Source organism: Corynebacterium sp. HMSC071F07 (assembly GCF_001810285.1).
In the GTDB taxonomy this organism is placed as follows: Bacteria; Actinomycetota; Actinomycetes; order Mycobacteriales; family Mycobacteriaceae; genus Corynebacterium; species Corynebacterium simulans.
Genome location: NZ_KV800712.1, coordinates 152,875 through 175,836, shown reverse-complemented (window position 1 = coordinate 175,836; position 22,962 = coordinate 152,875). Strand labels below are relative to the sequence as shown.

Annotated in this window: 24 protein-coding genes and 1 pseudogene; 17 read left to right on the top strand and 8 right to left on the bottom strand. The window is 58.8% G+C overall.

Annotated elements, in window-relative coordinates; all coding sequences use genetic code 11:
- Positions 1-103 (bottom strand): annotated as a pseudogene (locus HMPREF2724_RS13225) (IclR family transcriptional regulator); the annotation flags it as partial.
- A 50-nt stretch (positions 104-153) separates the two neighbouring features.
- On the opposite strand from HMPREF2724_RS13225, the gene leuC reads away from it, so the two are divergent.
- The 3 genes from leuC (at position 154) to HMPREF2724_RS07610 (ending at position 3,235) form a co-directional block, all read left to right on the top strand.
- Positions 154-1,575, top strand: a complete 1,422-nt coding sequence (gene leuC, locus HMPREF2724_RS07620) for a 3-isopropylmalate dehydratase large subunit (protein WP_070588078.1) — start codon at positions 154-156, stop codon at positions 1,573-1,575.
- Between the two features lie 66 nt (positions 1,576-1,641).
- The gene (gene leuD / locus HMPREF2724_RS07615; protein ID WP_070588077.1) at positions 1,642-2,232 is read left to right on the top strand and encodes a 3-isopropylmalate dehydratase small subunit; all 591 of its coding nucleotides are present in this window, start codon (positions 1,642-1,644) and stop codon (positions 2,230-2,232) included.
- Positions 2,233-2,326: 94 nt separating this feature from the next.
- The gene (locus tag HMPREF2724_RS07610) at positions 2,327-3,235 is read left to right on the top strand and encodes a hypothetical protein (RefSeq protein ID WP_070588076.1); all 909 of its coding nucleotides are present in this window, start codon (positions 2,327-2,329) and stop codon (positions 3,233-3,235) included.
- Between the two features lie 60 nt (positions 3,236-3,295).
- Here HMPREF2724_RS07610 and HMPREF2724_RS07605 read toward each other — a convergent pair whose 3' ends face one another.
- A complete protein-coding gene (locus HMPREF2724_RS07605; RefSeq protein ID WP_061922209.1) occupies positions 3,296-4,294 on the bottom strand; it encodes a bifunctional NUDIX hydrolase/histidine phosphatase family protein in 999 nt (332 codons plus the stop codon).
- Positions 4,295-4,510: 216 nt separating this feature from the next.
- Between HMPREF2724_RS07605 and HMPREF2724_RS07600 the strand changes: the two genes are divergently transcribed.
- On the top strand, positions 4,511-5,509 hold the full coding sequence (locus HMPREF2724_RS07600; RefSeq protein WP_062035168.1) for an NAD(P)H-dependent glycerol-3-phosphate dehydrogenase: 999 nt from the start codon (positions 4,511-4,513) through the stop codon (positions 5,507-5,509).
- A gap of 22 nt (positions 5,510-5,531) precedes the next feature.
- A complete protein-coding gene (locus HMPREF2724_RS07595) occupies positions 5,532-6,599 on the top strand; it encodes a D-alanine--D-alanine ligase family protein (protein ID WP_070588075.1) in 1,068 nt (355 codons plus the stop codon).
- A gap of 6 nt (positions 6,600-6,605) precedes the next feature.
- Here the strand turns inward: HMPREF2724_RS07595 and HMPREF2724_RS07590 are convergent, their stop codons facing one another.
- Positions 6,606-7,508: a DUF3515 domain-containing protein gene (locus HMPREF2724_RS07590; protein WP_070588073.1), complete on the bottom strand. Its 903-nt coding sequence runs from the start codon at positions 7,506-7,508 to the stop codon at positions 6,606-6,608.
- Positions 7,509-7,569: 61 nt separating this feature from the next.
- Here HMPREF2724_RS07590 and HMPREF2724_RS07585 point away from each other — a divergent pair, with 61 nt between their 5' ends.
- From HMPREF2724_RS07585 to HMPREF2724_RS07550, 8 genes are read left to right on the top strand one after another with little or no spacing between them, the layout of a single operon-like run.
- On the top strand, positions 7,570-8,526 hold the full coding sequence (locus HMPREF2724_RS07585; protein WP_235597052.1) for a thiamine-phosphate kinase: 957 nt from the start codon (positions 7,570-7,572) through the stop codon (positions 8,524-8,526).
- A 27-nt stretch (positions 8,527-8,553) separates the two neighbouring features.
- Positions 8,554-9,231: a uracil-DNA glycosylase gene (locus HMPREF2724_RS07580; protein ID WP_235591037.1), complete on the top strand. Its 678-nt coding sequence runs from the start codon at positions 8,554-8,556 to the stop codon at positions 9,229-9,231.
- 10 nt (positions 9,232-9,241) lie between these two features.
- Positions 9,242-10,588 carry a DAK2 domain-containing protein gene (locus HMPREF2724_RS07575; RefSeq protein ID WP_070588071.1) on the top strand — a complete coding sequence of 449 codons (1,347 nt, stop codon included), beginning with the start codon at positions 9,242-9,244 and terminating at the stop codon, positions 10,586-10,588.
- Between the two features lie 2 nt (positions 10,589-10,590).
- Positions 10,591-12,717 (top strand): ATP-dependent DNA helicase RecG, encoded by a 2,127-nt coding sequence (locus HMPREF2724_RS07570; RefSeq protein WP_070588068.1) that lies wholly within the window; start codon positions 10,591-10,593, stop codon positions 12,715-12,717.
- Between the two features lie 10 nt (positions 12,718-12,727).
- The gene (locus HMPREF2724_RS07565) at positions 12,728-12,943 is read left to right on the top strand and encodes a biotin/lipoyl-containing protein (RefSeq protein ID WP_070588066.1); all 216 of its coding nucleotides are present in this window, start codon (positions 12,728-12,730) and stop codon (positions 12,941-12,943) included.
- Positions 12,940-13,515 (top strand): 16S rRNA (guanine(966)-N(2))-methyltransferase RsmD, encoded by a 576-nt coding sequence (gene rsmD, locus HMPREF2724_RS07560; RefSeq protein WP_070588064.1) that lies wholly within the window; start codon positions 12,940-12,942, stop codon positions 13,513-13,515. Before HMPREF2724_RS07565 ends, rsmD begins: the two co-directional genes overlap by 4 nt.
- Before the next feature lie 10 nt (positions 13,516-13,525).
- Positions 13,526-14,002, top strand: coding sequence for a pantetheine-phosphate adenylyltransferase (coaD, locus tag HMPREF2724_RS07555; protein ID WP_061922236.1), 477 nt, complete (start codon positions 13,526-13,528; stop codon positions 14,000-14,002).
- Positions 13,999-14,742 carry a sulfite exporter TauE/SafE family protein gene (locus HMPREF2724_RS07550; protein ID WP_062035154.1) on the top strand — a complete coding sequence of 248 codons (744 nt, stop codon included), beginning with the start codon at positions 13,999-14,001 and terminating at the stop codon, positions 14,740-14,742. The genes coaD and HMPREF2724_RS07550 overlap by 4 nt, the downstream gene beginning before the upstream one ends.
- Positions 14,743-14,769: 27 nt before the next feature.
- Here the strand turns inward: HMPREF2724_RS07550 and HMPREF2724_RS07545 are convergent, their stop codons facing one another.
- The 5 genes from HMPREF2724_RS07545 to HMPREF2724_RS07525 form a co-directional block, all read right to left on the bottom strand.
- On the bottom strand, positions 14,770-15,264 hold the full coding sequence (locus tag HMPREF2724_RS07545; protein WP_062040965.1) for a hypothetical protein: 495 nt from the start codon (positions 15,262-15,264) through the stop codon (positions 14,770-14,772).
- A 2-nt stretch (positions 15,265-15,266) separates the two neighbouring features.
- The gene (locus tag HMPREF2724_RS07540) at positions 15,267-15,827 is read right to left on the bottom strand and encodes a hypothetical protein (protein WP_070588062.1); all 561 of its coding nucleotides are present in this window, start codon (positions 15,825-15,827) and stop codon (positions 15,267-15,269) included.
- Positions 15,828-15,869: 42 nt separating this feature from the next.
- The gene (locus HMPREF2724_RS07535; protein WP_062040960.1) at positions 15,870-16,358 is read right to left on the bottom strand and encodes a YbjN domain-containing protein; all 489 of its coding nucleotides are present in this window, start codon (positions 16,356-16,358) and stop codon (positions 15,870-15,872) included.
- Positions 16,351-16,854, bottom strand: a complete 504-nt coding sequence (locus HMPREF2724_RS07530; RefSeq protein ID WP_061922251.1) for a YbjN domain-containing protein — start codon at positions 16,852-16,854, stop codon at positions 16,351-16,353. The genes HMPREF2724_RS07535 and HMPREF2724_RS07530 overlap by 8 nt, the downstream gene beginning before the upstream one ends.
- Positions 16,855-16,934: 80 nt before the next feature.
- Positions 16,935-18,356 carry a TIGR01777 family oxidoreductase gene (locus tag HMPREF2724_RS07525; RefSeq protein WP_070588060.1) on the bottom strand — a complete coding sequence of 474 codons (1,422 nt, stop codon included), beginning with the start codon at positions 18,354-18,356 and terminating at the stop codon, positions 16,935-16,937.
- A gap of 469 nt (positions 18,357-18,825) precedes the next feature.
- On the opposite strand from HMPREF2724_RS07525, the gene pyrR reads away from it, so the two are divergent.
- From pyrR to carA, 4 genes are read left to right on the top strand one after another with little or no spacing between them, the layout of a single operon-like run.
- The gene (pyrR, locus tag HMPREF2724_RS07520) at positions 18,826-19,404 is read left to right on the top strand and encodes a bifunctional pyr operon transcriptional regulator/uracil phosphoribosyltransferase PyrR (protein WP_070588059.1); all 579 of its coding nucleotides are present in this window, start codon (positions 18,826-18,828) and stop codon (positions 19,402-19,404) included.
- Between the two features lies 1 nt (position 19,405).
- Positions 19,406-20,359, top strand: a complete 954-nt coding sequence (locus HMPREF2724_RS07515) for an aspartate carbamoyltransferase catalytic subunit (protein WP_070455610.1) — start codon at positions 19,406-19,408, stop codon at positions 20,357-20,359.
- Positions 20,360-20,398: 39 nt separating this feature from the next.
- Positions 20,399-21,748 (top strand): dihydroorotase, encoded by a 1,350-nt coding sequence (locus HMPREF2724_RS07510; RefSeq protein WP_070455611.1) that lies wholly within the window; start codon positions 20,399-20,401, stop codon positions 21,746-21,748.
- A gap of 40 nt (positions 21,749-21,788) precedes the next feature.
- Entirely contained in the window at positions 21,789-22,961 is a 1,173-nt protein-coding gene (gene carA / locus HMPREF2724_RS07505) for a glutamine-hydrolyzing carbamoyl-phosphate synthase small subunit (RefSeq protein ID WP_062035139.1), read from the top strand.
- The last annotated feature ends 1 nt before the right edge of the window (position 22,962 follow it).

The window sequence follows — 22,962 nt, the reverse complement described above, 5'->3', positions numbered from 1 at the left end:
CACAGAGCTCGTTGAGGTTGGACGGACGGTTGGCGGCTGCCATCATGATGGCGACGGCGCGATCTAAAACCTTGATTCCGGATATTTCGCTATATTCTCCCATATAATGAAATTTACGTTCCAATTCATGAGATTTCAAGCGGAGTGGTGAATATGTCGGAAAAACTGACTTTGGCTGAGAAAGTCTGGCGTGATCACGCAGTCCAAAAGGGAAGCGATGGCGCACCAGATCTCATCTATATCGACTTTCAACTCCTCCATGAAGTTACCAGCCCGCAGGCCTTCGATGGGCTGCGTTTGTCTGGCCGTCCTCTTCGCCACCCAGAGCTGCACCTGGCAACGGAGGACCATAACGTTCCAACCCGCAGGATTGCCACGGGAAATCTGCTGGAGATTAAGGACGAGGTCTCACGTACACAGGTCAAGACCCTCCGAGAAAATTGCGAAGAGTTTGGGGTGCGGCTGCATTCGATGGGCGAGGAGCAGCAGGGAATCGTCCACACCGTGGGCCCGCAACTTGGAATTACGCAGCCGGGTATGACCATCGTCTGTGGCGACTCGCATACCTCGACGCACGGTGCTTTTGGATCCATCGCCATGGGCATCGGTACCTCCGAGGTTGAGCACGTTATGGCAACGCAGACGCTTTCTTTAAAGCCATTCAAAACCATGGCTGTAGAGGTAAACGGCGACCTGCCGGAAGGCGTGAGCGCGAAGGACCTGATTTTGGCCATCATTGCCAAGATTGGTACCGGCGGCGGCCAAGGCTACATCATTGAGTATCGCGGCGAGGCGATTCGCAACATGTCGATGGAAGCGCGGATGACCATCTGCAATATGTCTATCGAGGCGGGCGCGCGTGCGGGAATGGTCGCTCCGGACGAGACCACTTTTGAGTATGTGCGTGACTGCGAGTTTGCCCCAAAGGGCAAGGACTGGGAAGCCGCCGTGGCCTATTGGAAGACCCTTCCTACCGATGAGGGCGCGCATTTTGATGCGGTCGTGGAAATCGATGCTTCCGAGCTGTCCCCATTTGTCACCTGGGGCACCAACCCGGGCCAAGGCTTGCCATTGAGCGCAAATGTGCCAGACCCAGAGGATATTGGTGATGAGAACCTTAAGGCCGCAGCGCAAAAGGCTCTGGCCTATATGGATCTTGAGCCCGGCACGCCGCTGCGAGACATCAAGATCGATACCGTCTTCTTGGGCTCGTGCACGAATGCGCGAATCGAGGATTTGCGCGCGGCCGCCGCGGTGGTTAAAGGAAAACGCATCCATCCCGAGACAAACATGCTCGTGGTGCCTTCCTCTACCTTGGTCAAGGCCCAAGCTGAAAAAGAAGGCCTCGACACGATTTTCAAGGACTTTGGCGCGCAGTGGCGTACGGCGGGCTGCTCCATGTGCCTGGGCATGAATCCGGATCAGCTAAAGCCGGGGGAGCGTTCAGCTTCGACCTCAAATCGCAACTTCGAAGGCCGGCAGGGCCCAGGCGGGCGAACTCACCTGGTTTCTCCCGCCGTGGCCGCGGCGACTGCGGTCTTAGGGCATCTGGCCAGCCCAGCAGACCTTAGCTAGGCCAATCCACCCGTTTCTAGATTCGGTACCAACATCAAACCCTATTAAGCAAAGAAGGCAACCACCATGGAGAAATTTTCTACCCATATCGGCATCGGCGTGCCGCTGCGCGCTTCCAATGTCGATACTGATCAAATTATTCCGGCCCGCTACCTAAAGTCCGTCAAGCGCACGGGCTTTGCCGAGGGACTTTTTTCAAATTGGCGCGCGGATGAAAACTTCGTGCTTAACCGTGAGCCTTTCTGCAACGGCTCGGTGCTTTTCGCAGGCCCCGACTTCGGTACCGGTTCATCGCGTGAGCATGCGGTGTGGGCGCTGCGGGAATTCGGTTTCAAGGCAGTATTTTCCTCGCGCTTTGCGGATATCTTCCGCGGCAACTCCGGCAAGGCGGGGCTGCTCACTGGCATCATGGCGCAGGAAGACATTGAGCTGATATGGAAGCAGCTGGAACAAAACGAGACTTCGGTGACGGTGGACCTGGCGGCGCGACGCTTAAGCGTTGGCGGCAATCAGTATTCCTTCGAGATTGATGACTACACGCGCTGGCGCCTCATGGAGGGACTCGATGACGTAGGGCTGACGCTGCGCAACGAAGACGCGATCACAGACTACGAAGACCGGCGTCCAACTTTTAAACCTTCTGTTGCTTCTTTTTGATAATTGCCAGTCACTTACCCCTGTTGCGTTAACAATCGGTAACAGGACTGATTTTCTCTAGAAACCTTGCACGCGTCAGAATAGTCTGTGAGTCGTGACTCAAGAATTTGGAAACAATAACGGTTTTAACGCTAACGGTAACTACCCGAACGCTAACCAGAACGACCCGAACAATCCCTTCGGGCAGTCTGGCCAACCTGTTCAGGGCGGACAGCCTAATCCGGGCCTGCCTCCATATGGCGAGTACGGCGCACAGGGCGGCGCGGGTTATGCCGGTGCTGGCAACGCCCCTAATGGCAACCAGATGACTGGTCAGTTGCAGGGGCCGCCGCCAAGGTTAGATGCCGGCGACGCCATCGGACAGGGGTTTAAGGGCTTCTTCCGCAATCCTGGACCGTGGATTTTGGCACCGCTTGCGCACTTTGTCATCATGTTTCTGCTCGCGGGGGTAATAGTAGCAATCGTCGCGGGGCTAGCACCGAGCACTTCCGATCCTTCCGAAGCTGGAAATATTTTGGCACCGATTGGGGGCGTTTTCTGCGTAGTCTTCATGTTGTTCTATTGCTTTTGGATGACAGCAAACGTCTACAGAGCCGCCGCGAAAGAGACGGACGGCCAACGCGCGAGCTTTGGAGACTTCTTTAAAAGCGGAAATACCTTTGGCTTAATGGGTCACTACATCGTGGTCCAAATCATCGTGTATGTGGGCCTTATCCTGCTTATCATTCCGGGTTTGCTTGCCAGCTTCTTCCTCTCCTTCGTTCCATATATCAAGGCGGATAACCCAGAGATGAGTCTCGGCGAAACTTTCCGCACCTCCTTCAATCTGACCAAGAATAACGTTGGCCAGTCTCTCCTGTGCCTCATTGTGGGCGGATTGCTCGTTAGCCTCTTGGCCTGCATTCCAATCGTCGGGCTCTCGTTCGCCCTCGGCATCCAGGCATTCATGATGATGATTTTCTACAGGCAAGCCACTGGCCGCCCGGTTCACCGTTGGGTATAAAACGGCGAAAACCTAAAGAACTCGGATTCCTAAAATAGGATCCGAGTTCAATACGTTTTGCTAGCGAACTGGCAGCGCGCTAGCGAGGTAGTCAGCGCCGGTGAGCACGCCGTTGTTGAAGGAGAGCACCCACACCGAGCCCTTCTTGAAGCGAAGGTCTTCGAAGTCGGTCTTGAGGAACTGTGGCTTTAGGCTTTCGAGAATGCCGGGGATGGTTTCACCTTGGCTGACGATGACCGGCACGCCGCCCTTCGCCACCACCCGTTGGAAGGCTTGCTCGGCAGCTGCGGGGGACTTTTGCCAGCCCTCGTCCCCGAAGTCCTTGTTGACAGCAATGTCGAGCCCGAGTTCGTCGGCAAGCGGCGCTGCGGTTTGCTGGCAGCGCTGTGGGCTCGCCGAGTAAATGGCGGTGGGGTGGTAGGGCGAAAGCATCGGAACGAGCATTTCTGCTTGGCGACGCCCCTTTTTATCCAACGGGCGCAGATTATCGTCACCCTCCCAGTTACGACGCTGATGGGCGCGTGCATGGCGCACATAGAGGACGCGGGTGGTGGGAGCCAAGCGCAGGCGCTTCTTGGCCTTAGTTAAAACGTCAGTATCGACGTCATAGGTAAGCAGCTCGCAGGCCTCATCGATGGGCAGCCAGCGCAGCTCATCGGTTTCGCTATTGTCTCCGAAGCTGCCTTTAAGATACTGGGCCAACCAGTAGTAGACCACCTTCGTGCGGCCTTGGACTGGATAGGTGACCTTGCCGATGAGCTTGCCAAGCTTGACGTCATAGCCAGTCTCTTCAAGGATCTCGCGCGCCGCCGTGGTGGGTAGGGACTCACCTGGATCGACCTTGCCCTTAGGCAAAGACCAATCGTCGTAGTGGGGGCGGTGGATTACCGCTACCTCGGGATCCTGCGGATTGCCACGCCACAGCACGGCGCCGGCTGCCAAGGTCGTGCGCTTGAATTCTTTGGCGGGATCGGTAGGAATTTCCTGATGACGGCCCGAGATGAAGACCTCAGACTTTGCGTCTTTGTCTGTCTCATGCATGTTTTTTGCCTTGGGCATTTCGCTCCTTAACAGATGGCTGCGCAGCTTATTTTTAACTATCTTGCGCTCTTTGGGCGCGCTTTGCATCCGCACGCGCCGGTTCTTCGCGTTCGGTTAGCTGAATATTATTTCACTTACCCCCAGTTGGCCCGCAAGCTGAAAAAGCTTGTCTTTTGTGCGGGTCGGTTGGGCTAATCTAGGTATGTTGCACGAGATACGCAAAGGGGAGAGCTAATGCAAAAGGTTGCAGTAATGGGCGCGGGTTCTTGGGGAACCACCTTGGCGAAAGTCTTCGCTGATGCGGGAAGCGAGGTCCACTTGTGGGCGCGCCGCCCCGAGCTGGCTGAGGCTATTAATACGACGCATATTAACCCTGATTACTTGCCGGGCCTCGAGCTGCCCTCGGGCCTTATTGCGACGTCGGATGCCGCAGCGGCGCTCGACGGTTCCGCCATCGTGATTTTCGGTGTGCCCTCGCAGACCTTGCGCAGCAACTTGGAAAAGTGGGCGCCCTTGCTGCCTGCTGATTCCACCTTGGTGTCCATCTCGAAAGGCGTGGAGGCAGCAACTCTAAAGCGCATGAGCGAGGTCATCGCTGATGCAACTGGTGTCGATGAATCGCGCATCGCAGTACTTTCCGGCCCGAACCTGGCTAAAGAGGTAGCGGAGGAGCAGCCGGCGGCCACCGTCATCGCGTGCACCGACGAGGAGCGCGCGAAGGCTGTCCAGCATGCAGCGGCCGCACCGTATCTGCGCCCATATACCAACACCGATGTCATTGGTGCCGAGATTGGTGGTGCCTGCAAGAACGTCATCGCCCTCGCCTGCGGCATGGCCTCTGGTCGTGGCTTGGGCAATAACACTCTGGCCACGATCATCACCCGCGGTCTTGCGGAGATCACTCGCCTCGGCGTGGCTTTGGGTGCTGACCCGTTTACTTTCTCTGGACTTGCTGGCATGGGTGACCTCGTGGCCACCTGTAGCTCGACCCTCTCGCGTAACCGCACCTTTGGCTACCGCTTGGGCCAGGGCGGCACGTTGGAAGAAGCCAAGGCTGCGACGAATGGCCAAGTGGCAGAAGGCGTTATCTCCTCGGATTCGATTTTCCGGCTGGCTCAGCAGGTGGGCGTCGAGATGCCTATTACCCAAGCGGTCTACGGAGTTTGCCACCGCGGCGTCGACGTCGAAGACATGATCGTCGCGTTGATGGGGCGTTCAAAGAAGTCGGAATAGTGCGAGGGTAAAGTTTGCCGTTATGAGCGAAAAGATCCGTGTAGCCGTTGTATATGGCGGTCGTAGTTCCGAGCATTCTGTCTCTTGTATTTCCGCAGGCGCGATCATGAATCACCTTGACCCTGCGAAGTACGAGGTGGTGCCTATCGGAATTACTAAGGAAGGCCAGTGGACGCCGGGAACCACCGAAGGCCTAGAAATCATCGATGGCGTTATGCCAGAGGTGACCTTGGGCGATGAATTGGCGTTGTCCCTAAACCCAGCCACCAAGGGCCGTTTCCACAACGTCACTCAGCACAACCACTATGCGGAAGTCGATGTCATCATCCCGGTTCTGCACGGACCATATGGCGAAGACGGCACTGTCCAGGGGCTGTTTGAGCTTTCCGATATTCCTTATGTGGGCACCGGAGTTCTGGCTTCTTCGGCCGGAATGGACAAGGAATTTACCAAAAAGCTGCTCAAGGCAGAGGGCCTGCCGGTAGCGCCCGAGGTGGTGCTCAAGGAGCGCACCGCGTTGACCGAGGAAGAAAAGCAGGAACTGGGTTTGCCGGTCTTTGTAAAACCTGCACGTGGTGGTTCTTCCATCGGCGTTTCCAAGGTCAGGGATTGGGCGGATTTCCCGCACGCAGCCGAGGTGGCCTTCGAAAGCGATGGCAAGGTGCTCGTCGAGCCCGAGATCGTGGGTGCTGAGGTAGAAATCGGTGTACTGGAGTATGCGGATGGCTCCATCATTGCCTCGGTTCCAGCACAGCTCAATGGCATCGAGGAGGCCGACGAAGGCTTCTATGGCTTCGATGCCAAGTACATCGATGAGGGCGTGAGTGCACAGATTCCGGCCCCGCTTGCAGAAGACCTAACCAAGACTTTGCGAGAGACCGCCATCGCAGCTTTCCGCGCACTGGGCTGCGAGGGCATTAGCCGCGTGGACGTTTTCATCACCGAAGATGCTTTCTACATCAACGAGATCAACACCTTCCCGGGCTTTACCCCGATCTCCATGTATCCACAGGTATTTGCCGCCACCGGCGTCGATTACGCAGCGCTTCTCGACGCCTTGGTAGATAGCGCTCTCGCCCGCGCGAAATAATCCTCGCTATTGGCCAGGGGTGTGCTTGGCCAAAGTGTCGCTCATGCGCACCAGCGCAGAGTTGGCAACGTCCTGGGGTGCGAACAAGGCTAAGTCGTTCGCACGGCCCAGGGCGAACCAGGTTCCGCCGGTAGTTCCCTCGGCCAAGGTGGTGTCTTCGAACCAAGGCACATCGTTTACTTGCTGGAGCTGTACGCCCGGTTTGTAGTTTTCGGGTTCGCCGACGCCGCAGCGCACCACGATGTCTTCTCGGCCTTCCGCGCTCCAGACGTAGGTGTTTTTGTCCTCGATGTCGCTGCGGCGGGTGTAGCCATCCGCGATGTGCTCCGGTAGTGCCTTTTCCAAAGGGGCACACATCTTGTCCGGGCCGTCGGCAAGCTGCGAAAGCGGTGCCGGGCGGGGCTCGTGGTGCTTCTTGCGCAGCGGCTCGAGCGTCTTATCCAAACCGGTGGGACGCTCGTCGTTGAAGGTGGTTACCGCTACCACGGGGCTGCGATCGGTGTTGTACCACGTGGTGAGGTTGGAGCCTGGGGTCATGTCTTTGACCTTGAGCCAAGCATCGCCGTCGATGTCCTCGGTCTGGGAGTAGGCGGTGTACTGATAAGGCAGGTTGGCGCCGCAGCGCAAGCTGACCGACTCGGAGGAAAGTTTTGCCCACGCAGCGGCGCCTGCCGGAACCGGCTCGGCGATTTCGGCTCGGGGCTGGCCCATGAACTCCTCGGGCGCTGCCGCGACGACGGACTTACACTCCGCGGAGTTAGCGTCGTCTGATTGAATGGGGGACAGCGCAACTGGTGCTTTGGCCGTGTTTTCGAAGTAGAACTTCGCGCCAAAAATAACCGCGAATACCATCGCAATGGATAGTCCAAGTGAGATAAATACGGCGGGGCGGTTAAATTGGTTGGTCATAAGCGTTCATCCTAACGCGTAAAGCAATGTCAGCATTAACCTCCCGTTGAGAAAGGCCATCGTGCATTTGTCGCATACCCTCGGGCAAGCAGGCGAGCAACATGTCATCGGTGAAATCGTAGCCGCGGCGCCCAGCGCGCTAAACGGCGATGACGCCGCCGTCATGTTCCCGGATCCGCCGAACTCACGCACGGTGGCTTGCACCGACATGATGGTGGAGGGCAGGCATTTCCGCCGTGACTGGTCCACTCCGATGGAGGTGGGCCAGAAAGCGATTCTGCGCAACTTTGCCGATATCGAGGCGATGGGCGCGCGTCCCACTGCAGCGTTGCTCGCGATTGCGGCGCCTACGGAGACCCACGTGTCCTTCGTGCGCGGTATTGCGGAAGGCATCGCCCAGCGTTGCGCCCTTTATAACGCAGAGCTGGTTGGCGGTGACCTCACGCGCGGTTCACAGCTGGTTATCACCGTTACCGCAATTGGCACGTTGGGCGGAAGCCAACCCCCATTGACTCTGGATGGGGCACGAGCGGGGCAGAAGCTGGTCAGCCACGGCAAGATTGGTTACTCTGCGGCGGGTCTCGCATTGCTGCAGGAATATGGGCGCGACCTACCGCCCGAGCTCTCGGAGCTATGGCCGCTTATCGACGCCCACTGCAATCCTTCGCTCAAACCGGGCCGCGGCGTAATCGCCCGCGCCACGGGGGCTACCGCCATGACGGATAACTCGGATGGCCTCGTGCCAGATATCGCGGGTGTTGCAAAGCGCTCCAACGTGCACATCGACTTGCACTCCACCGCCATTGCTCCTGACGCTTTGCTCACTGAAGCCGGTGTGGTCTTGGGCGTTGACCCATGGGAATGGGTGCTCACAGGCGGCGAGGACCATACCTTGGTGGCTACCACCAACAAGGAAGCGCCATCGGGGTTCCGCGTCATCGGCACCGTCAACCGCGGCACTGGGCTGACCGTGGATGGTAAGAAGCCGAGGTATGACGCTGGCTGGCAGAGCTTTTAAAGCAGCGAGGAATTTTCAGGGGAGGAAATGATGACTGCGCCGTACTCGCAACTTTTTGATACCTCGGTAATCGATAGCTCGTGGTTGCCGGTCTTGGCGCCGGTACTAGAAGAGCACCTGCCTGCCATCGAGCAGCAATTGCAGCAGCTGCCGGAAGATGGATTCCTGCCAGCGGCCGAAAATGTCTTTGCTGCCTTTCGCGTGCCTTTGCCCGAAGTGCGCGTGCTCATCGTGGGGCAGGACCCTTATCCCACGCCAGGACATGCGGTAGGTCGGTCCTTTGCCACGGCACCTGGGGTTAAACCGCCGCGTTCCTTGCACAACATCTACAAAGAGTTAAGCGAGGACGTAGGCGTTGCCCCGCGCGAAGACGGTGACTTGCGCGCTTGGGAGTCCCAGGGAGTCATGCTTTTAAATCGCGTGCTCACGGTGGCACCGGGTGAGGCGGGCTCGCATCGTAAGCTCGGCTGGCAGGCCATCACGGAGGCTGCAATCCGGGCGCTCAACCGGCAGCCGATGGTGGCCATCTTATGGGGCAATGACGCCAAGGCCTGCGCGAAGTTCTTGCCGGACGTGCCGACTATCTCTTCGGCGCATCCTTCGCCTCTTTCTGCACGCCGAGGATTCTTTGGCTCACGGCCGTTTTCGCGCGCTAATGAGCTTTTGCGCGACCAGGGCGCGCCGGATGTCGACTGGCACTTGTAAACTATTCGGCATGTCATATCCGAGTTCGTTAGATGCCCGTGGTCTTCATAACTGGGCGATCCGAACTGTTGGTGAACTTTCCCACCGACGCGCTGAAATCAATGCGCTTAACGTATTCCCGGTTCCAGATTCCGATACCGGCTCCAACATGGCCCACACCATGGAGGCTGCGCTCGAGCAGGTGGAAAAGGGAGGCGACGTAGCCGAGGCACTTGCTATCGGTTCCGTGCGCGGCGCCCGTGGCAACTCCGGCATGGTGTTATCCCAGGTGCTGCGCGGCATCGCGGATACCACGGTTGATTCCCGCGTAGATGGCCAGACTTTTGCGTCTGCTTTGAGCCTCGCAGTGCAGCTGGTGGAACGCGCCATTGCGCGTCCGGTGGAGGGCACGGTCATTTCGGTCTTGCGTGCGGCGGCAGCTGCGGCTTCCGCGTCTGCTGAGCAGCCTGGCAAGCAATTCCACGACATCGTGGTCGAAACCATCACTGCCGCCCGCACTGCATTGTCCAAGACCCCTTCGCAGCTTGCTGTACTGCGCGAGGCCGGTGTGGTCGATGCTGGCGGTACCGGGTTCGTCATCCTGCTTGAGGCCTTGCTGGCTGAGATCGAGGGCGGCGCGGTGCGCGAGGCCGAACACGAAGACGAGGTTGAGGCCGAGCTCGAGGTGGTCTTCTTCTTCGAAGGGGACCTGGACGCACTTGGTGAAAAGATAGGTGAGCATGGCAATAGCCTCGTCATTGCCCGCGCCACTGAGAACTCCGGCTCGGTACACATTCATACCCGTGAGGCCGGCCCTGTAATCGAGATGGCCTTCGGCTCCGGCGTGGTAAGCAACCTGCGCTTGGAAGTACTGCCGGAGCAAGCAGACGAACCCGTAGCGGAAGTGTCATCCCGGCGCATCTTTGCGGTAGCGCCGGCAGGCCCGGTCGCAGCACTTTTTGAAACCGTAGGCGCCAAGATTGTACGCCCAGGCGAACAAGTCACGGTTTCGCAACCGCAGGATATTTACCTGCCCAACGGCTTTGAGGGCGATGCCGGAGAGGCCCGCGTGGTGCCCACTGAGTCTTTGGTTGCAGGCCTGGCGGCAATCTCCGTCTATGAGCCGGATAATCCTGACACCGATTCCATGGTTTCTGTTATGCGGGATGCCGCGCGTTCCATGCGCGTGGATAAACCTGCGCATGAAGACGCTGAATCTATCTTGGTCAAAAGCCGTGAGATGTTGGCTGCCGGGGGAGAGCAAGTCACCGTCCTCACCAGCCTTAAGCTGGATGATGATTACCTGTCTGAGGCACTCGAGGTGGAGGTCGTTGCCATCCATGTTGAGGGCATCAAGACTGAGATCGGAGTGGAGTAAGCATGCTGGGATGGCGGGACGAGCGGGAGTTGAAAGAAATCTTGCCGGCCAAAGACGCCACCAAAATCAAAAAGGCATTTGGGTACACCACCTGCGGTGAGCTGCTCAGCCACTATCCGCGTGACTACATCCGCCACAACAAAGACGTAGGCCTGGGCGGTGCCAATGAAGGCGATTATGTCACCGTCACCGGCCAGGTGGTGCGTCTGCAGCAGCGGAACACCGGCAAGACCTTCTTGCTCACGTTATCGATGGATAACGGGATCACCGCCACCTTCTTCAACGCGCATTATCTCACCCGCGTGCTGCGCCAAGGCATGCGTTTGATGCTAAGCGGCAAGCTGAAGTTCTACCGTGGGCAGCCGCAGCTTCAACATCCTGACTTCGTGGTTATCGATGCAGGCGGTGCAGGCAGCGCGAGCAACGCGCTTTACGACGCAGCGCCTTCCGGAAGCAGCGGCGGCAAGGTTACGGCTACAGGCTCGCTGCGTAACCTCTCGCAGTTCGGGCAACTGGAATCTTTGCTTGAGCGCGAGTGGATTCCTATTTATCCCGCCAGCGGCAAGGTGACCTCGTGGTACATCATGGGCGCTATCCACATGGTGCTGGAGAATACTCCGACGATCCCCGAGCCGCTGGACTACCGGATGATGGTGGAACTTGACCAAGCTATCCGTGAAGTCCACGAGCCCACAGCGGCTGGCCCGGAAAGAGCTATTCAGCGTTTGAAGTACAACGAGGCTTTGTCCATTGGCCTCGTCATGGCCCTGCGCCAACGCGACTTCAAGGCGCGTACCGCCGTGGCGATGCCTTCCATCTTGGACGGCTACCGTGATGGGCTGCTGAGCAACCTACCCTTCGAACTAACGGCAGGGCAGCGTAAGGTCATTGCGGAAATCGACGAAGACCTCTGCGGCACACTGCCCATGATGCGCCTGCTGCAGGGCGAGGTTGGTTCCGGCAAGACCATGGTGGCTACGTGTGCGATGTTGCAGGCGGTCGATGCAGGCAAACAGGCGGCACTGCTCGCACCGACTGAGGTGCTGGCGGCGCAGCACGGGGCGTCGATTAGCGCGAGCGTGCCCGATGGCGTCAAGGTCGCCGTCCTGACCGGTTCCCAGCGCTCTGCGGAAAAGCGCCAGGCACTGCTGGACATTGTCTCCGGCGAGGCCGACATCGTCATCGGCACGCACGCCATTATCCAGGACTCTGTAGAGTTCTTCGACCTAGGTCTCGTGGTAGTAGACGAGCAGCATCGCTTTGGCGTGGAGCAGCGCGATAGCCTGCGCTCGAAAACTCGAGAGGGCACGAGCCCACACATGCTGGTCATGACGGCAACGCCGATTCCGCGCACCATCGCCATGACTGTCTTCGGTGACTTGGCGGTATCTACCCTGCGCGAGCTGCCTGGCGGGCGCAAGCCCATCCAGTCCAGCGTGGTTCCGGAATGGGCACCAGCCTGGGTGCAGCGTGCTTTAGCGCGCATCCGTGAGGAGGTGCAGGCTGGCCACCAGGCCTATATCGTCTGCCCGCGCATCGAGGGAGAAGGTGGCGTACTCGAGGTGGCGTCCCAACTCCAGGCCGGACCGCTACGTGACCTTAAACTCGACGTTCTGCATGGTCGCATGAACGATAAAGATGAGGTCATGTCGCGCTTTGCGCGGGGTGAAACAGATGTGTTGGTCTCTACGACCGTCATCGAGGTCGGCGTTGACGTGCCCAATGCCACGGTGATGCTCATTCGCGAGTCCGAGAACTTTGGTGTCTCGCAGCTGCATCAGCTGCGGGGCCGCGTTGGCCGCGGCGGCAATGCTTCCATCTGCCTGTTCCATACCACCGCGGCTGAAAACACGGGCTCTTTTAAACGCATCATGCAGATTGCGGACACCACCTCAGGCTTCGAGTTGGCGGAGATTGACCTGCAACAGCGCCACGAGGGAGACATCCTGGGCACCCTGCAATCGGGAACCCAGCGCTCGCTGCGCCTGCTGGACTTGGCCCATGACCGCGACATCATTGAGCGCACGCACGATGATGCGTACCGTTTAGTGCAGCGCAACCCAGAATTGGCGGTGGAATTAACCCGGAACATGACCGAGAGCGAGCAGGAATACCTAGAAAAGAACTAATCTAGAGCCCATGAACATTTGCGCACCTTTTGCCGACACTGTGCGTTTTCACGTGAGCGTGGGCCAAGAGGTCTCTGCGGGAGATGCCATCGCTACCGTGGAGGCCACCAAACTAGAAGCTCCCGTCGTAGTCCCGGGACGTGGAGTGGTGGATAAGTTGTGTACTGAAGACTTTGCCGCAGTCTATGGCGGTGACGTACTAGCGATTATTGGGGAGGCACGATGACCAGAATTATCGCCGGAGAAGCCCGCGGGCGCAGCATCAAGGTGCCAGAGTCCGGCACGCGCCCTACCGCGGACCGCGCACGCGAGGGCCTCTTTTCTTCGTTGAATGTGCGCTGGGGTTTTGCTGATAGCCGCGTGCTGGATTTGTTTGCCGGCTCTGGTGCCTTGGGACTGGAGGCAGCTAGCCGCGGCGCGGAGGAAGTCGTTCTGGTGGAATCTAACCCGGCGGCAGTGAAGGTGATCAAGCACAACGTGGGCGTCGTCAAGCCCCCGCGCGTGGACGTACGCGAGATGAAGGCCTCCACCTACCTGGCCACCGCACCGCGCGGTTACTTTGACATGGTGTTGGCAGACCCACCTTATGCTTTCAACGATGTACAGGGCCTGCTGGACGCCATTGAGCCCGTGCTTGATGATGCAGCGATTGTCGTCATCGAGCGTCACGTAGACAGCCCAGAACCGCAGTGGCCCGAAGGCTTTGAGCCCACCGGCCAGAAGCTCAAGAAGCGCACATTTGGTATAGCGCGCTTTGATATGGCCATCTACCACCGTCCGGATGCAAGCGGGGAGTAAAGGAAAACCTATGCCGACTAAAGCAGTATGCCCGGGTTCTTTCGACCCCATTACCTTGGGCCACGTGGACATCATCAACCGTGCGGCGGCGATGTTCGACGAAGTAACCGTGTTGGTCACCGGCAACCCGGATAAGCCTTCCGGCCTATTTAGCGTGGAAGAGCGCGTGCAGTTTATTCGTGCGACTTTCGACGAGCACATCAAGGTCGATTATTGGTCCGGCCTGCTCGTGGACTACACCACGGAACACGGTGTGGACACACTGGTCAAGGGGCTGCGCTCCTCCTTGGACTACGAATACGAGCTGCCGATGGCGCAGATGAACCGTCGCCTTTCCGGCATCGATACAGTCTTCTTGCTCACCGATGAAAAGTACGGCTACATCAGCTCCTCGCTGTGCAAGCAGGTGGCCAAGTTTGGTGGGGACGTCACGGGCATGTTCCCAGCGCACGTGGGACGCGCGGTGGTGGAGAAGTACGCCCAATGATTGCAATCCCACTCGCGATCCTACTGACCGTGACGTTGGGCTCTTGCCTGCAACGAGTCTCCGGCATGGGGCTTGGACTCGTCGGCGGACCTATTTTGACGCTGCTTCTAGGCCCAGTCCAGGGCATCATGGTCATCAACGTGCTGGCGGTGGTCAACGCGATGCTGACCACGTATTCGATGCGTGCCAACGTGGACTGGGGCAAGTTCTTGCGTATTGCGCCGGTGATGGTGCTGGGCGCAATCCCGGCGGCCTTGCTGGTGGCTAATATCGACTCGGCCGCCTTGCTGGTTTTGGTGGGCGCGGCCCTGCTCATCGCACTGGGCGTGGTGACCTTTGGCAAGCGCTTCGTGCCGGAAATGCACGGCCTTGGCCCCTCCCTGTCAGCGGGTGTGCTCGGCGGTTTCACAAACACGCTAGCTGGTGTAGCCGGCCCCGTTATTACCGTTTATGCGCAGGCGGCGCGCTGGCCGCAGGCGGTCTACGCCGCTACGTTGCAGCCTTGTTTCATCGTGGGCGGTCTATTCTCAGTGAGCACCAAGTTGGCCGTGGGTGCGGGCGGATTCGGTGATGTGACGTGGCTAATTTGGCCCGCCGGCGTCATTGGCATGTTCCTCGGCATCGCCACGGGCACTCGTATTGCGCGCCACGTGCCGCGCGAGAAGGCACGCATTCTTTCTTTGACCGTGGCTTCCCTGGGCGCAGTCAGCGCTTTGATTCGTGGCCTGATTAGTCTCTAAACGGGGACGGAGGCCCCTCAGCCTCCCTTAGCTTTCTGATTCCTGGACCGCGTGAGCGAACTCGTTGAAGCGGTCCAGGGTGCTAAGAAGCGCGTCTTGGGCGGCGATGACCGCGAGGTTCAACGCGTGGAAAAGCTGCTCGTCGTTCATGCCCGCGGTGGTGACGAAGGTGGCGTCGCCACGCAGTTCCACGGTGTCTTCTTCGCTCCGGCCCACGAGAGCGCGGCCGTCGAAAGCAGAAGCGTTGTGCTCGTTGGCGATGACGTGGAAGACGGGGGAGACATCCTCGTAGGAAAGGGTGGTGGGCAGGAGGCACTCCAGCTTCACCAAATCTTCCGCCGCGCTGATGACCCACTTCAAGTTATTAAGGTGAGCACTCAAGGAATCCGGAAAGTCCGGGTTATCCTCCGGAAACATGTTCATCTCCGGGGTGCTGAGTTGCTCGCGCACGCGCTTTAGCGTTACTGCAGGAAAATCAGGCTTGCTAAACAGGTCAAAAGGAAATGCGTTCGGGGTAGACATTCTTAGCTGCGACCTTTCTTGTTTGCTGCCTTATCGTTCCACTTAGCTGCCTGCGGGAAGGCTTCGGCAACGGCGTCGAAAGCCATGCCGAAGCTATCGAAGGCGCTCAAGACGAAGCTGCCTAGCTGGTTAGAGCTAAGGCCGATGCCTACGCCCATCGCGCGGTTGGCGCAGATGGCAATTTCTTCTTCCTCCTGCTTGGCGCCCGCGCCAGTGCCTTTCGGACGGAAGTCATAACTTAAGGTCGGCGCGGACATGTTCCAATTGAATTCCGCAATGAATGCGCCAACCTTGTCTTCCGCGCTTGCCGGGAGGCGACCTTCCCACACCGCGAAGGCACTTAAGGTGTCATCCTCGATGTCGAAGTGGATGGTGATGTGTGGCAAACCAGTCTGCAGCACCAAGCCTTCGCCGACGCCAGCTTCTGCGCCATCGCCGTCAGCGGCAGCGTCCTCCCGGGCGGGGTCTTCGATTTTGTCGAGTAGGACGTAATCGGCCTCGAGCTGCTCGAAGAGCTCTGCGAGCCGGTGAATGTTGACTTCAGAGATGGACTGGTTGGTCACAACGCACGCTTTCTAGAGGTGTTTCGCGGGGTTAAAGGAGCGCTATTCGCCGGCTGAGCTAGCCTCGCCAGCCTGGGCTGCGGTTTCGGAACCGAGCTTGGCCATCTCCTCGGCGGAGGCAACCATGGCATCCTGAGCGCCGATGACGCCGTCGACGGCAACCTTCAAAGCAGCGGTCAGCTGCTCATCGGACAGGCCAGCGGCGCAGGGGATATCGCGCTCGGTACGTACGACAAGCAGGTTCTCGTGCTCGGAGATAACGGCACGTGCGCCGAAAGCGACGGAGTTGATCTGGTTTGCGGCTAGGAACAGGCCAGCATCGGCCTGGGTGTAGACGGCGTCGGTTGGCACATCGCAGCGCACGATGGCGACGGAATCCAGAACCGCGAACAGGCAAGGCAGGCCGTTCAAGTTAGCGGTAGCGGCATCGTCGCGGCCTTCGACCTTGGTCAACTCGATGTCGAAGGTCTGCATTGCGCTAATGATGCGGTCGAGCGTGACCTGCGGCTGAGCATAAGCTTGATTAGTCATTTTCGTGTTCCTCCCAGGTGACGAGTTGCGGGTACTGCTGCTCAATCCAAGCGAAAGACTGCAGGATGGCGTCCAAGGTGGACATAACGAAAGCGCCCAGCTGGTTGCGGGAAGCACCGTGGGTGGTGTCCAGCTCGCGCACGCCGGAGACCGCCAAGGTATTTTCCGGGCCTTCGAAGAAGCGGAAGGTCGGCGCAAAGTGGTTCTGGTTCCACTGGTTAATGTGCATCAGAAGGTTCGGGCCCTCAGATGCCGGAATGGTGCCGCGCCACACGGAATCGGCGGTGATGGCGTTCTCGCGCAGCTGGAATGCGATGGCTGCGTTCGAGAAACCAGTGCGCAGCATCTTGACGGTCTTTTCTTCAGAAACTGGCTGTTCTTCGATGCGGTACTCCAACTTCTCAGAGTCGAAGATTTCCGCAATGCGCTCGAGCGTCACTGGCTCGATAGGGGTATCGGGCAAGATGGTTGGTTGACCATCGGCTTGATCAGTCACTGAAAATAATCCTCACGTTGCTTACATGGTGAATAAATCGGAATCTTGATCAAGGCTACCGGAGCCGGGATGCGTGCCTGCTAGTTGGCCGCCCGCGTGGCGGGAGTCCACAACTCCTCGCCTCCTAGCTCGTGTGCAAGCGCAGCTGCGACTGTGGAGTAACGGAAGGTGTGGCCGAGCTCCTTCAGGCGGGCCGGGATGACCTTCTGGTTAGCCAGAGCGAGCTCGCTTGCGCCCTCCTTGCCCAAGAGCAGTGCCGGGCCGAAAGTTGGAATGGGCACGACCGCTGGGCGCTTGAGCTCCTCACCGAGCGCATGGACAAAATCCTTGTTAAGGACCGGGGTAGGCGAGGCGGCGTTGACTGGGCCAGCAAGTTGCGAATCGACTGCTGCGCGGAAGTAGATATCAGTCAGATCATCCATGGCGACCCAGCTGTACCAGAATTCGCCCTTGCCAAACGCGCCGCCGAGTCCTGTAGAAAACAGCGCCCGTAAAAGCGGTAGCAAGCCGGAATTGCCGGAGAGGGCGATTCCGGTGCGAACATTGACCACACGCTTTCCGGCCTCCCGGGCAGGTTCGCAGGCGCCCTCCCAATCACTGACCACGTCAGCCAAGAAGCCGTCACCGCGACTGGACTCTTCAGTCAGCTCGGTATCGCCCCGGTCGGTGCCGTAGATGCCGATTGCCGATGCACAGACCATTGCCTTGAGCTCAGGCGTTGCGGCGGCAACCTCAGCGAGCAGCTGTGTCGGGTCCACGCGAGAATCCCGTATGTCTGCCTTATGGGTGGCGTTGAAGCGGCCGAAAATGGGTTCGCCGGCCAAATGAATAAGGACGTCGACGCCCTCCAAGAGATCCGGCGCTGGCAGGTTCGGGCGCCATTGGCGCTGGCCGGGCTTCGGGGTATTACGCACCAGCTGGATAACCTGGTGTCCTGCCGTGGTCAGCTGCGCGGTGAGCTTTCGTCCCACACCGCCACGGGAGCCAGTGATGGCGAAAACCAACGGGCGGACATTGTTCGAAGAATCGACGGCCGGTGCCGTAGCGTGGGTGCCAAGGTCGCGCAGACGGTTCAAAAACTGGAAGTCCTCGATGAGCTGGTGTTGGCGGTAAGCAAACACGGAGTTGACGGCCCATGCCGGAATGCGGGTGTCGACGGGGTCGGTGATTTGGGTAGCGCCAGCATCGTTATCGGAACCGGTAGTGGCATCGGCAAAGAGATGGTGATGGCGCCATGTGGCCCAGGAGCGCATGGGAGCGTTGAGGCAAACGTCGCTGAAGCTGACGTTGGTTTGGAAGCGTGAAAGGTCGTGGCGGGCAACCCACTTGAGGCCGCCCGGCAGGCCCAGGATCGAGGTGCCATCAGCCAAGGATTCTGTCTGCTTTAACGGGGTCATGAAAGTAAAAGGAGGAGTAAGGCGCGCTAGTGCGCCGCGACGGGTATGCCATTGCCATACCTGCTCGCGTGGGGCTGGAACTTCGTGTTTGGCCGAAAAGCTCACGTGGTTTTGGTCTTCCTCTCCTTATATCTATGCCGATCGCGCAGGATATTGATACCGACTGTACGGGACAAGAATTCAGCGGATTTAGGTGCCAGTACGGCGGACTCATGGGGAGCCCAAATACTTTTTATTCCCTAAACATTAACAATTGGGCGAGAAGCGCCGCAGTTCAACCGGAACTAGTGTGCAGGCTCACACCTGCGAGCGGGGTTGGGTAGGCTGCGCTGACCGCCGCGATACGTGAAAAGGTCGGCGAAATTGAGATCGTTGCTACTTGTGGGGGTAGTAGCTGAATGAAACGACTTCGAGGAACTATAGGTTGATGCTAAAATCATCGTTGTCCATGTGAGCAACCACGTTGCTCGGACGCTTGAGGCAATTTTCCGCCCACGGTGGGCGCAAAGTTACTTCATTCCCATTTACCGGCATCCTTTAAAGACCGCACTGTGAGGCGGGGAAGGAGGTCACGATGAGTGGAATTGACACCAACGCGGAGTCTAACGAGCTGTTGAGCTCTGATGACGTCGCGCGCACTGTCGCACGCATCGCGCACCAGATCATTGAAAAGACGGCGCTCGACTCTGAGAACGCAACTCGGGTCGTACTCCTTGGCATTCCCTCTGGTGGCGTGCCATTGGCTCAGCGTCTTGCACAAAAAACTGCGGAATTTTCCGGCGTAGAAATCCTATGGGGATCCCTAGACATCACGCTCTATCGCGACGATCTCCACAACAAGCCGCACCGCGCATTGCAGCCCACCAAAATTCCGAACGGTGGTATCAACGGCGCGACCGTCATCCTGGTCGATGACGTCCTATATTCCGGTCGCTCCATTCGCGCTGCACTTGATGCGCTGGCCGACGTTGGCCGTCCGGAAATCATTCAGCTCGCAGTCCTCGTGGACCGCGGCCATCGCCAGCTGCCGATTCGCGCAGACTACGTCGGCAAAAACATTCCAACGGCACGCGACGAAGATGTCATCGTCTACAACGCCGAAATTGATGGCCGGGACGCGGTAGTCCTGACCCGCAAGACCGCGGAGGCTTAAAATGAAGCACCTACTTTCCATCGCTGATCTCAACAAAGACGAAATCGTTGGTCTGCTCGATGAGGCAGACCGTTTCCACGAAGCGCTTGAAGGCCGGGAAGTGAAGAAGCTTCCGACCCTTCGCGGACGTACCGTCTTTACACTGTTCTATGAAAACTCCACTCGTACCCGCTCCTCTTTTGAGACGGCGGGTAAGTGGATGTCCGCAGACGTCATCAACCTGTCGACCTCGACGTCGTCAGTGAAAAAGGGCGAGTCCTTGAGGGACACCGGCCTCACGCTTAGCGCTGTCGGTGCGGATGCCATCATCATTCGCCATGCATCGTCTGGCGCGCCGCAGCAGTTGGCGGGTTGGGTAGCGCCTAACGGCGATGGCCCTTCCGTTATTAACGCCGGCGATGGTGCACATCAGCACCCAACGCAGGCGCTTCTCGACGCCGTGACTATGCGCCAGCGCCTTGGCATCAAGGGCGGCAACTTCTCTGGGCTCAAGGTCAAGATTGTGGGTGACTGCCTGCACTCCCGCGTGGTTCGCTCGAACGTTGACCTTCTTAACGCCCTCGGTGCGGAAGTCACCCTGGTGGCTCCGCCTACTCTTCTCCCATTCGGCGTCGATACCTGGCCGGTTAAGGTCTCCTATGACTTTGATTCCGAGCTGGCCGATGCAGACATCGTCATGATGCTGCGCGTTCAGGCAGAACGCATGAACGGCGGCTTCTTCCCATCGCACCGCGAGTACGCGAACCTTTATGGCCTGTCCAAGGCGCGCGCCGCAGCCATGAAGAAGGATGCAATCGTAATGCACCCGGGCCCAATGCTGCGCGGTATGGAAATCAACTATGCCGTCGCCGACTACGACAAGGCTGCGGTTCTGCAGCAGGTAAACAACGGCGTATACGCCCGCATGGCGGTGCTGTTCACGCTGTTGACCAACGGAGAACACGCCGGAATCTAATTCAGCCGGAATCAAGAAAAGGGAAGAGAGTAAGAGACCATGACTAACTATCCAGAAACCGGCCGTCTTTCTGCCGCTGCGGAAAAGCGATTGCTGATTAAGAACGTGCGCCCCTACGGCGAGGGAGAGCCAGTGCAGGTGCTCATCGCCGACGGTGTCATTGCGGATATGGGCGCTGACCTTGAGTCAAGCGCGCAGTTCGATGAGGCAATCGACGCCGAAGGCAACGTGCTGCTGCCGGGCTTGGTCGATATGCACGTGCACCTGCGCGAGCCAGGCCGCGAGGACACTGAGACCATCGAAACCGGTTCCCGCGCTGCTGCCAAGGGCGGCTTTACCGCCGTATTTACCATGGCCAACACCAACCCGGTGACCGATCAGCCGATTATCGCGGAGTCCGTTTGGGCTAAGGCACAGGCGCTCGGCCTGTGCGACGTTCACCCGGTGGGTTCTATTACCAAGGGTCTGGAGGGTAAGACCCTCACCGAGTTCGGCATGATGGCGCGCTCGGACGCGAAAGTGCGCATGTTCTCCGATGATGGCAAGTGCGTGCAGGACCCGCAGTTGATGCGCCGCGCGCTCGAATACGCCAAGGGCTTGGACGTCTTGCTCGCGCAGCACGCGGAAGACCACCGCATGACCGAGGGCGCATCTGCCCACGAAGGGGAGACGGCAGCCAAGCTGGGCCTGCGCGGCTGGCCGCGCGTGGCGGAAGAGTCCATCGTCGCCCGCGATGCACTGCTGGCGCGTGACTACGGCAATCGCATGCACATCTGCCATGCATCCACCGAGGGCACCGTCGAGCTGCTGAAGTGGGCAAAGGGCCAGGATATTCCACTGACTGCGGAGGTTACCCCGCATCACCTGCTGCTTACTGATGAAAAACTGGTGAGCTATGACGGCGTCTTTCGCGTGAATCCGCCGCTGCGCGAGGAGCGCGACACCTTGGTTCTGCGCCAGGCGCTGCTCGACGGCGTCATCGACGTCGTGGCAACCGACCACGCACCGCATGGTTCCGAAGACAAGTGCGTTGAGTTCGAAAACGCGAAGCCAGGCATGCTGGGCCTTGAGTCCTCGCTGGCGATTATCGCCAAGATTTTCGTGGCCTCCGGTCTCGCAGACTGGCGCTTCGTCGCCCGTGTGATGTCGGAGCGCCCGGCAGAGATCACCAAGCTGCCGGACCACGGCCGTCCGATCGCAGTGGGCGAGCCCGCCAACCTCACCATCGTGAACCCCGAGCACAAGTGGGTCTCCGATTCCACCAAGCTGGCTTCGAAGTCTGAGAATAACCCTTATGAGGGCGAGGAGTTCAGCGCACGCGTCACCCACACTATTCTGCGCGGCACCGTGACCTACGAACTGGCCGCAGACGAAGCTGAAGGCAAGTAACCTTGCCCCCTATAGCCCCACCAAGCCACAGAAAGGCCACATTGTGACTGAGACTAAACCAGCAAGAATCCCGGCAATTCTCGTGCTGGCTGATGGCCGCACTTTCCGCGGATACGGCTTTGGCGCCACCGGCACCACCCTCGGTGAGGCAGTGTTCAGCACTGCAATGACTGGTTACCAGGAAACTTTGACTGACCCTTCCTACCACCGCCAGATCGTCGTTTCTGCAGCGCCGCACATTGGTAACACCGGCTGGAACGACGAAGACAACGAGTCTCATGGCAACCAGATTTGGGTTGCCGGCCTGGTTATTCGTGACCTCGCACAGCGCGTATCTAACTGGCGCGCGGAGCGTTCCCTTTCGGATGAGATGGAAGCCCAAGGCATCATCGGCATCCGCGGAATCGATACCCGCACCTTGGTTCGTCACCTGCGCAACTATGGCTCCATCGCCGCCGGTTTGTTCTCCGGTGAGGACGCGCAGCGCCCAGTAGAGGAGCTGCTTGAGGAGGTCAAGGGCCAGCCATCGATGGAGGGCCTGGATCTATCTGAGCAGGTCGCTACCGAAAAGCCATATACCGTGGCGGAAGAAGGCGAAAAGAAGTTCACCGTCGTGGCCTACGACATGGGTGTTAAGACCGCTACGCCGGGCAACTTTGCCAAGCGCGGCATTGAGACCATCGTGGTACCGGCTAATACCCCTTATGCTGAGATTAAGCAGTACAACCCGGATGGCGTCTTTGTCTCTAATGGCCCTGGTGACCCAGCTACCGCCGACAAAATGGTGGCCATCGTCCGCGACATCCTGGATGCCCGCATTCCCTTCTTCGGAATCTGCTTTGGCAACCAGATTCTAGGCCGCGCGCTGGGCCTAGACACCTTCAAGATGAAGTTCGGGCACCGTGGCATCAACGTACCGGTACGCAACGTCTTGACCGGCAAGATCGACATCACCGCGCAAAACCATGGCTTTGCCATCGCTAGTCCGTCTGGCCAGGAGAACCCGGCTGGCGAGGAATTCGATACCGACTTCGGCCGCGGCATCGTCACCCATACCTGTCTCAACGACAACACGATTGAGGGCGTAGCGCTCAAGGACGGAATGGCTTTCTCCGTTCAGTATCACCCAGAGTCCGCTGCGGGCCCGCATGACGCAAACCCGCTGTTTGATCAGTTCGTTGAGCTGATGACCGAAAAGACCCCTAACAAGTAGG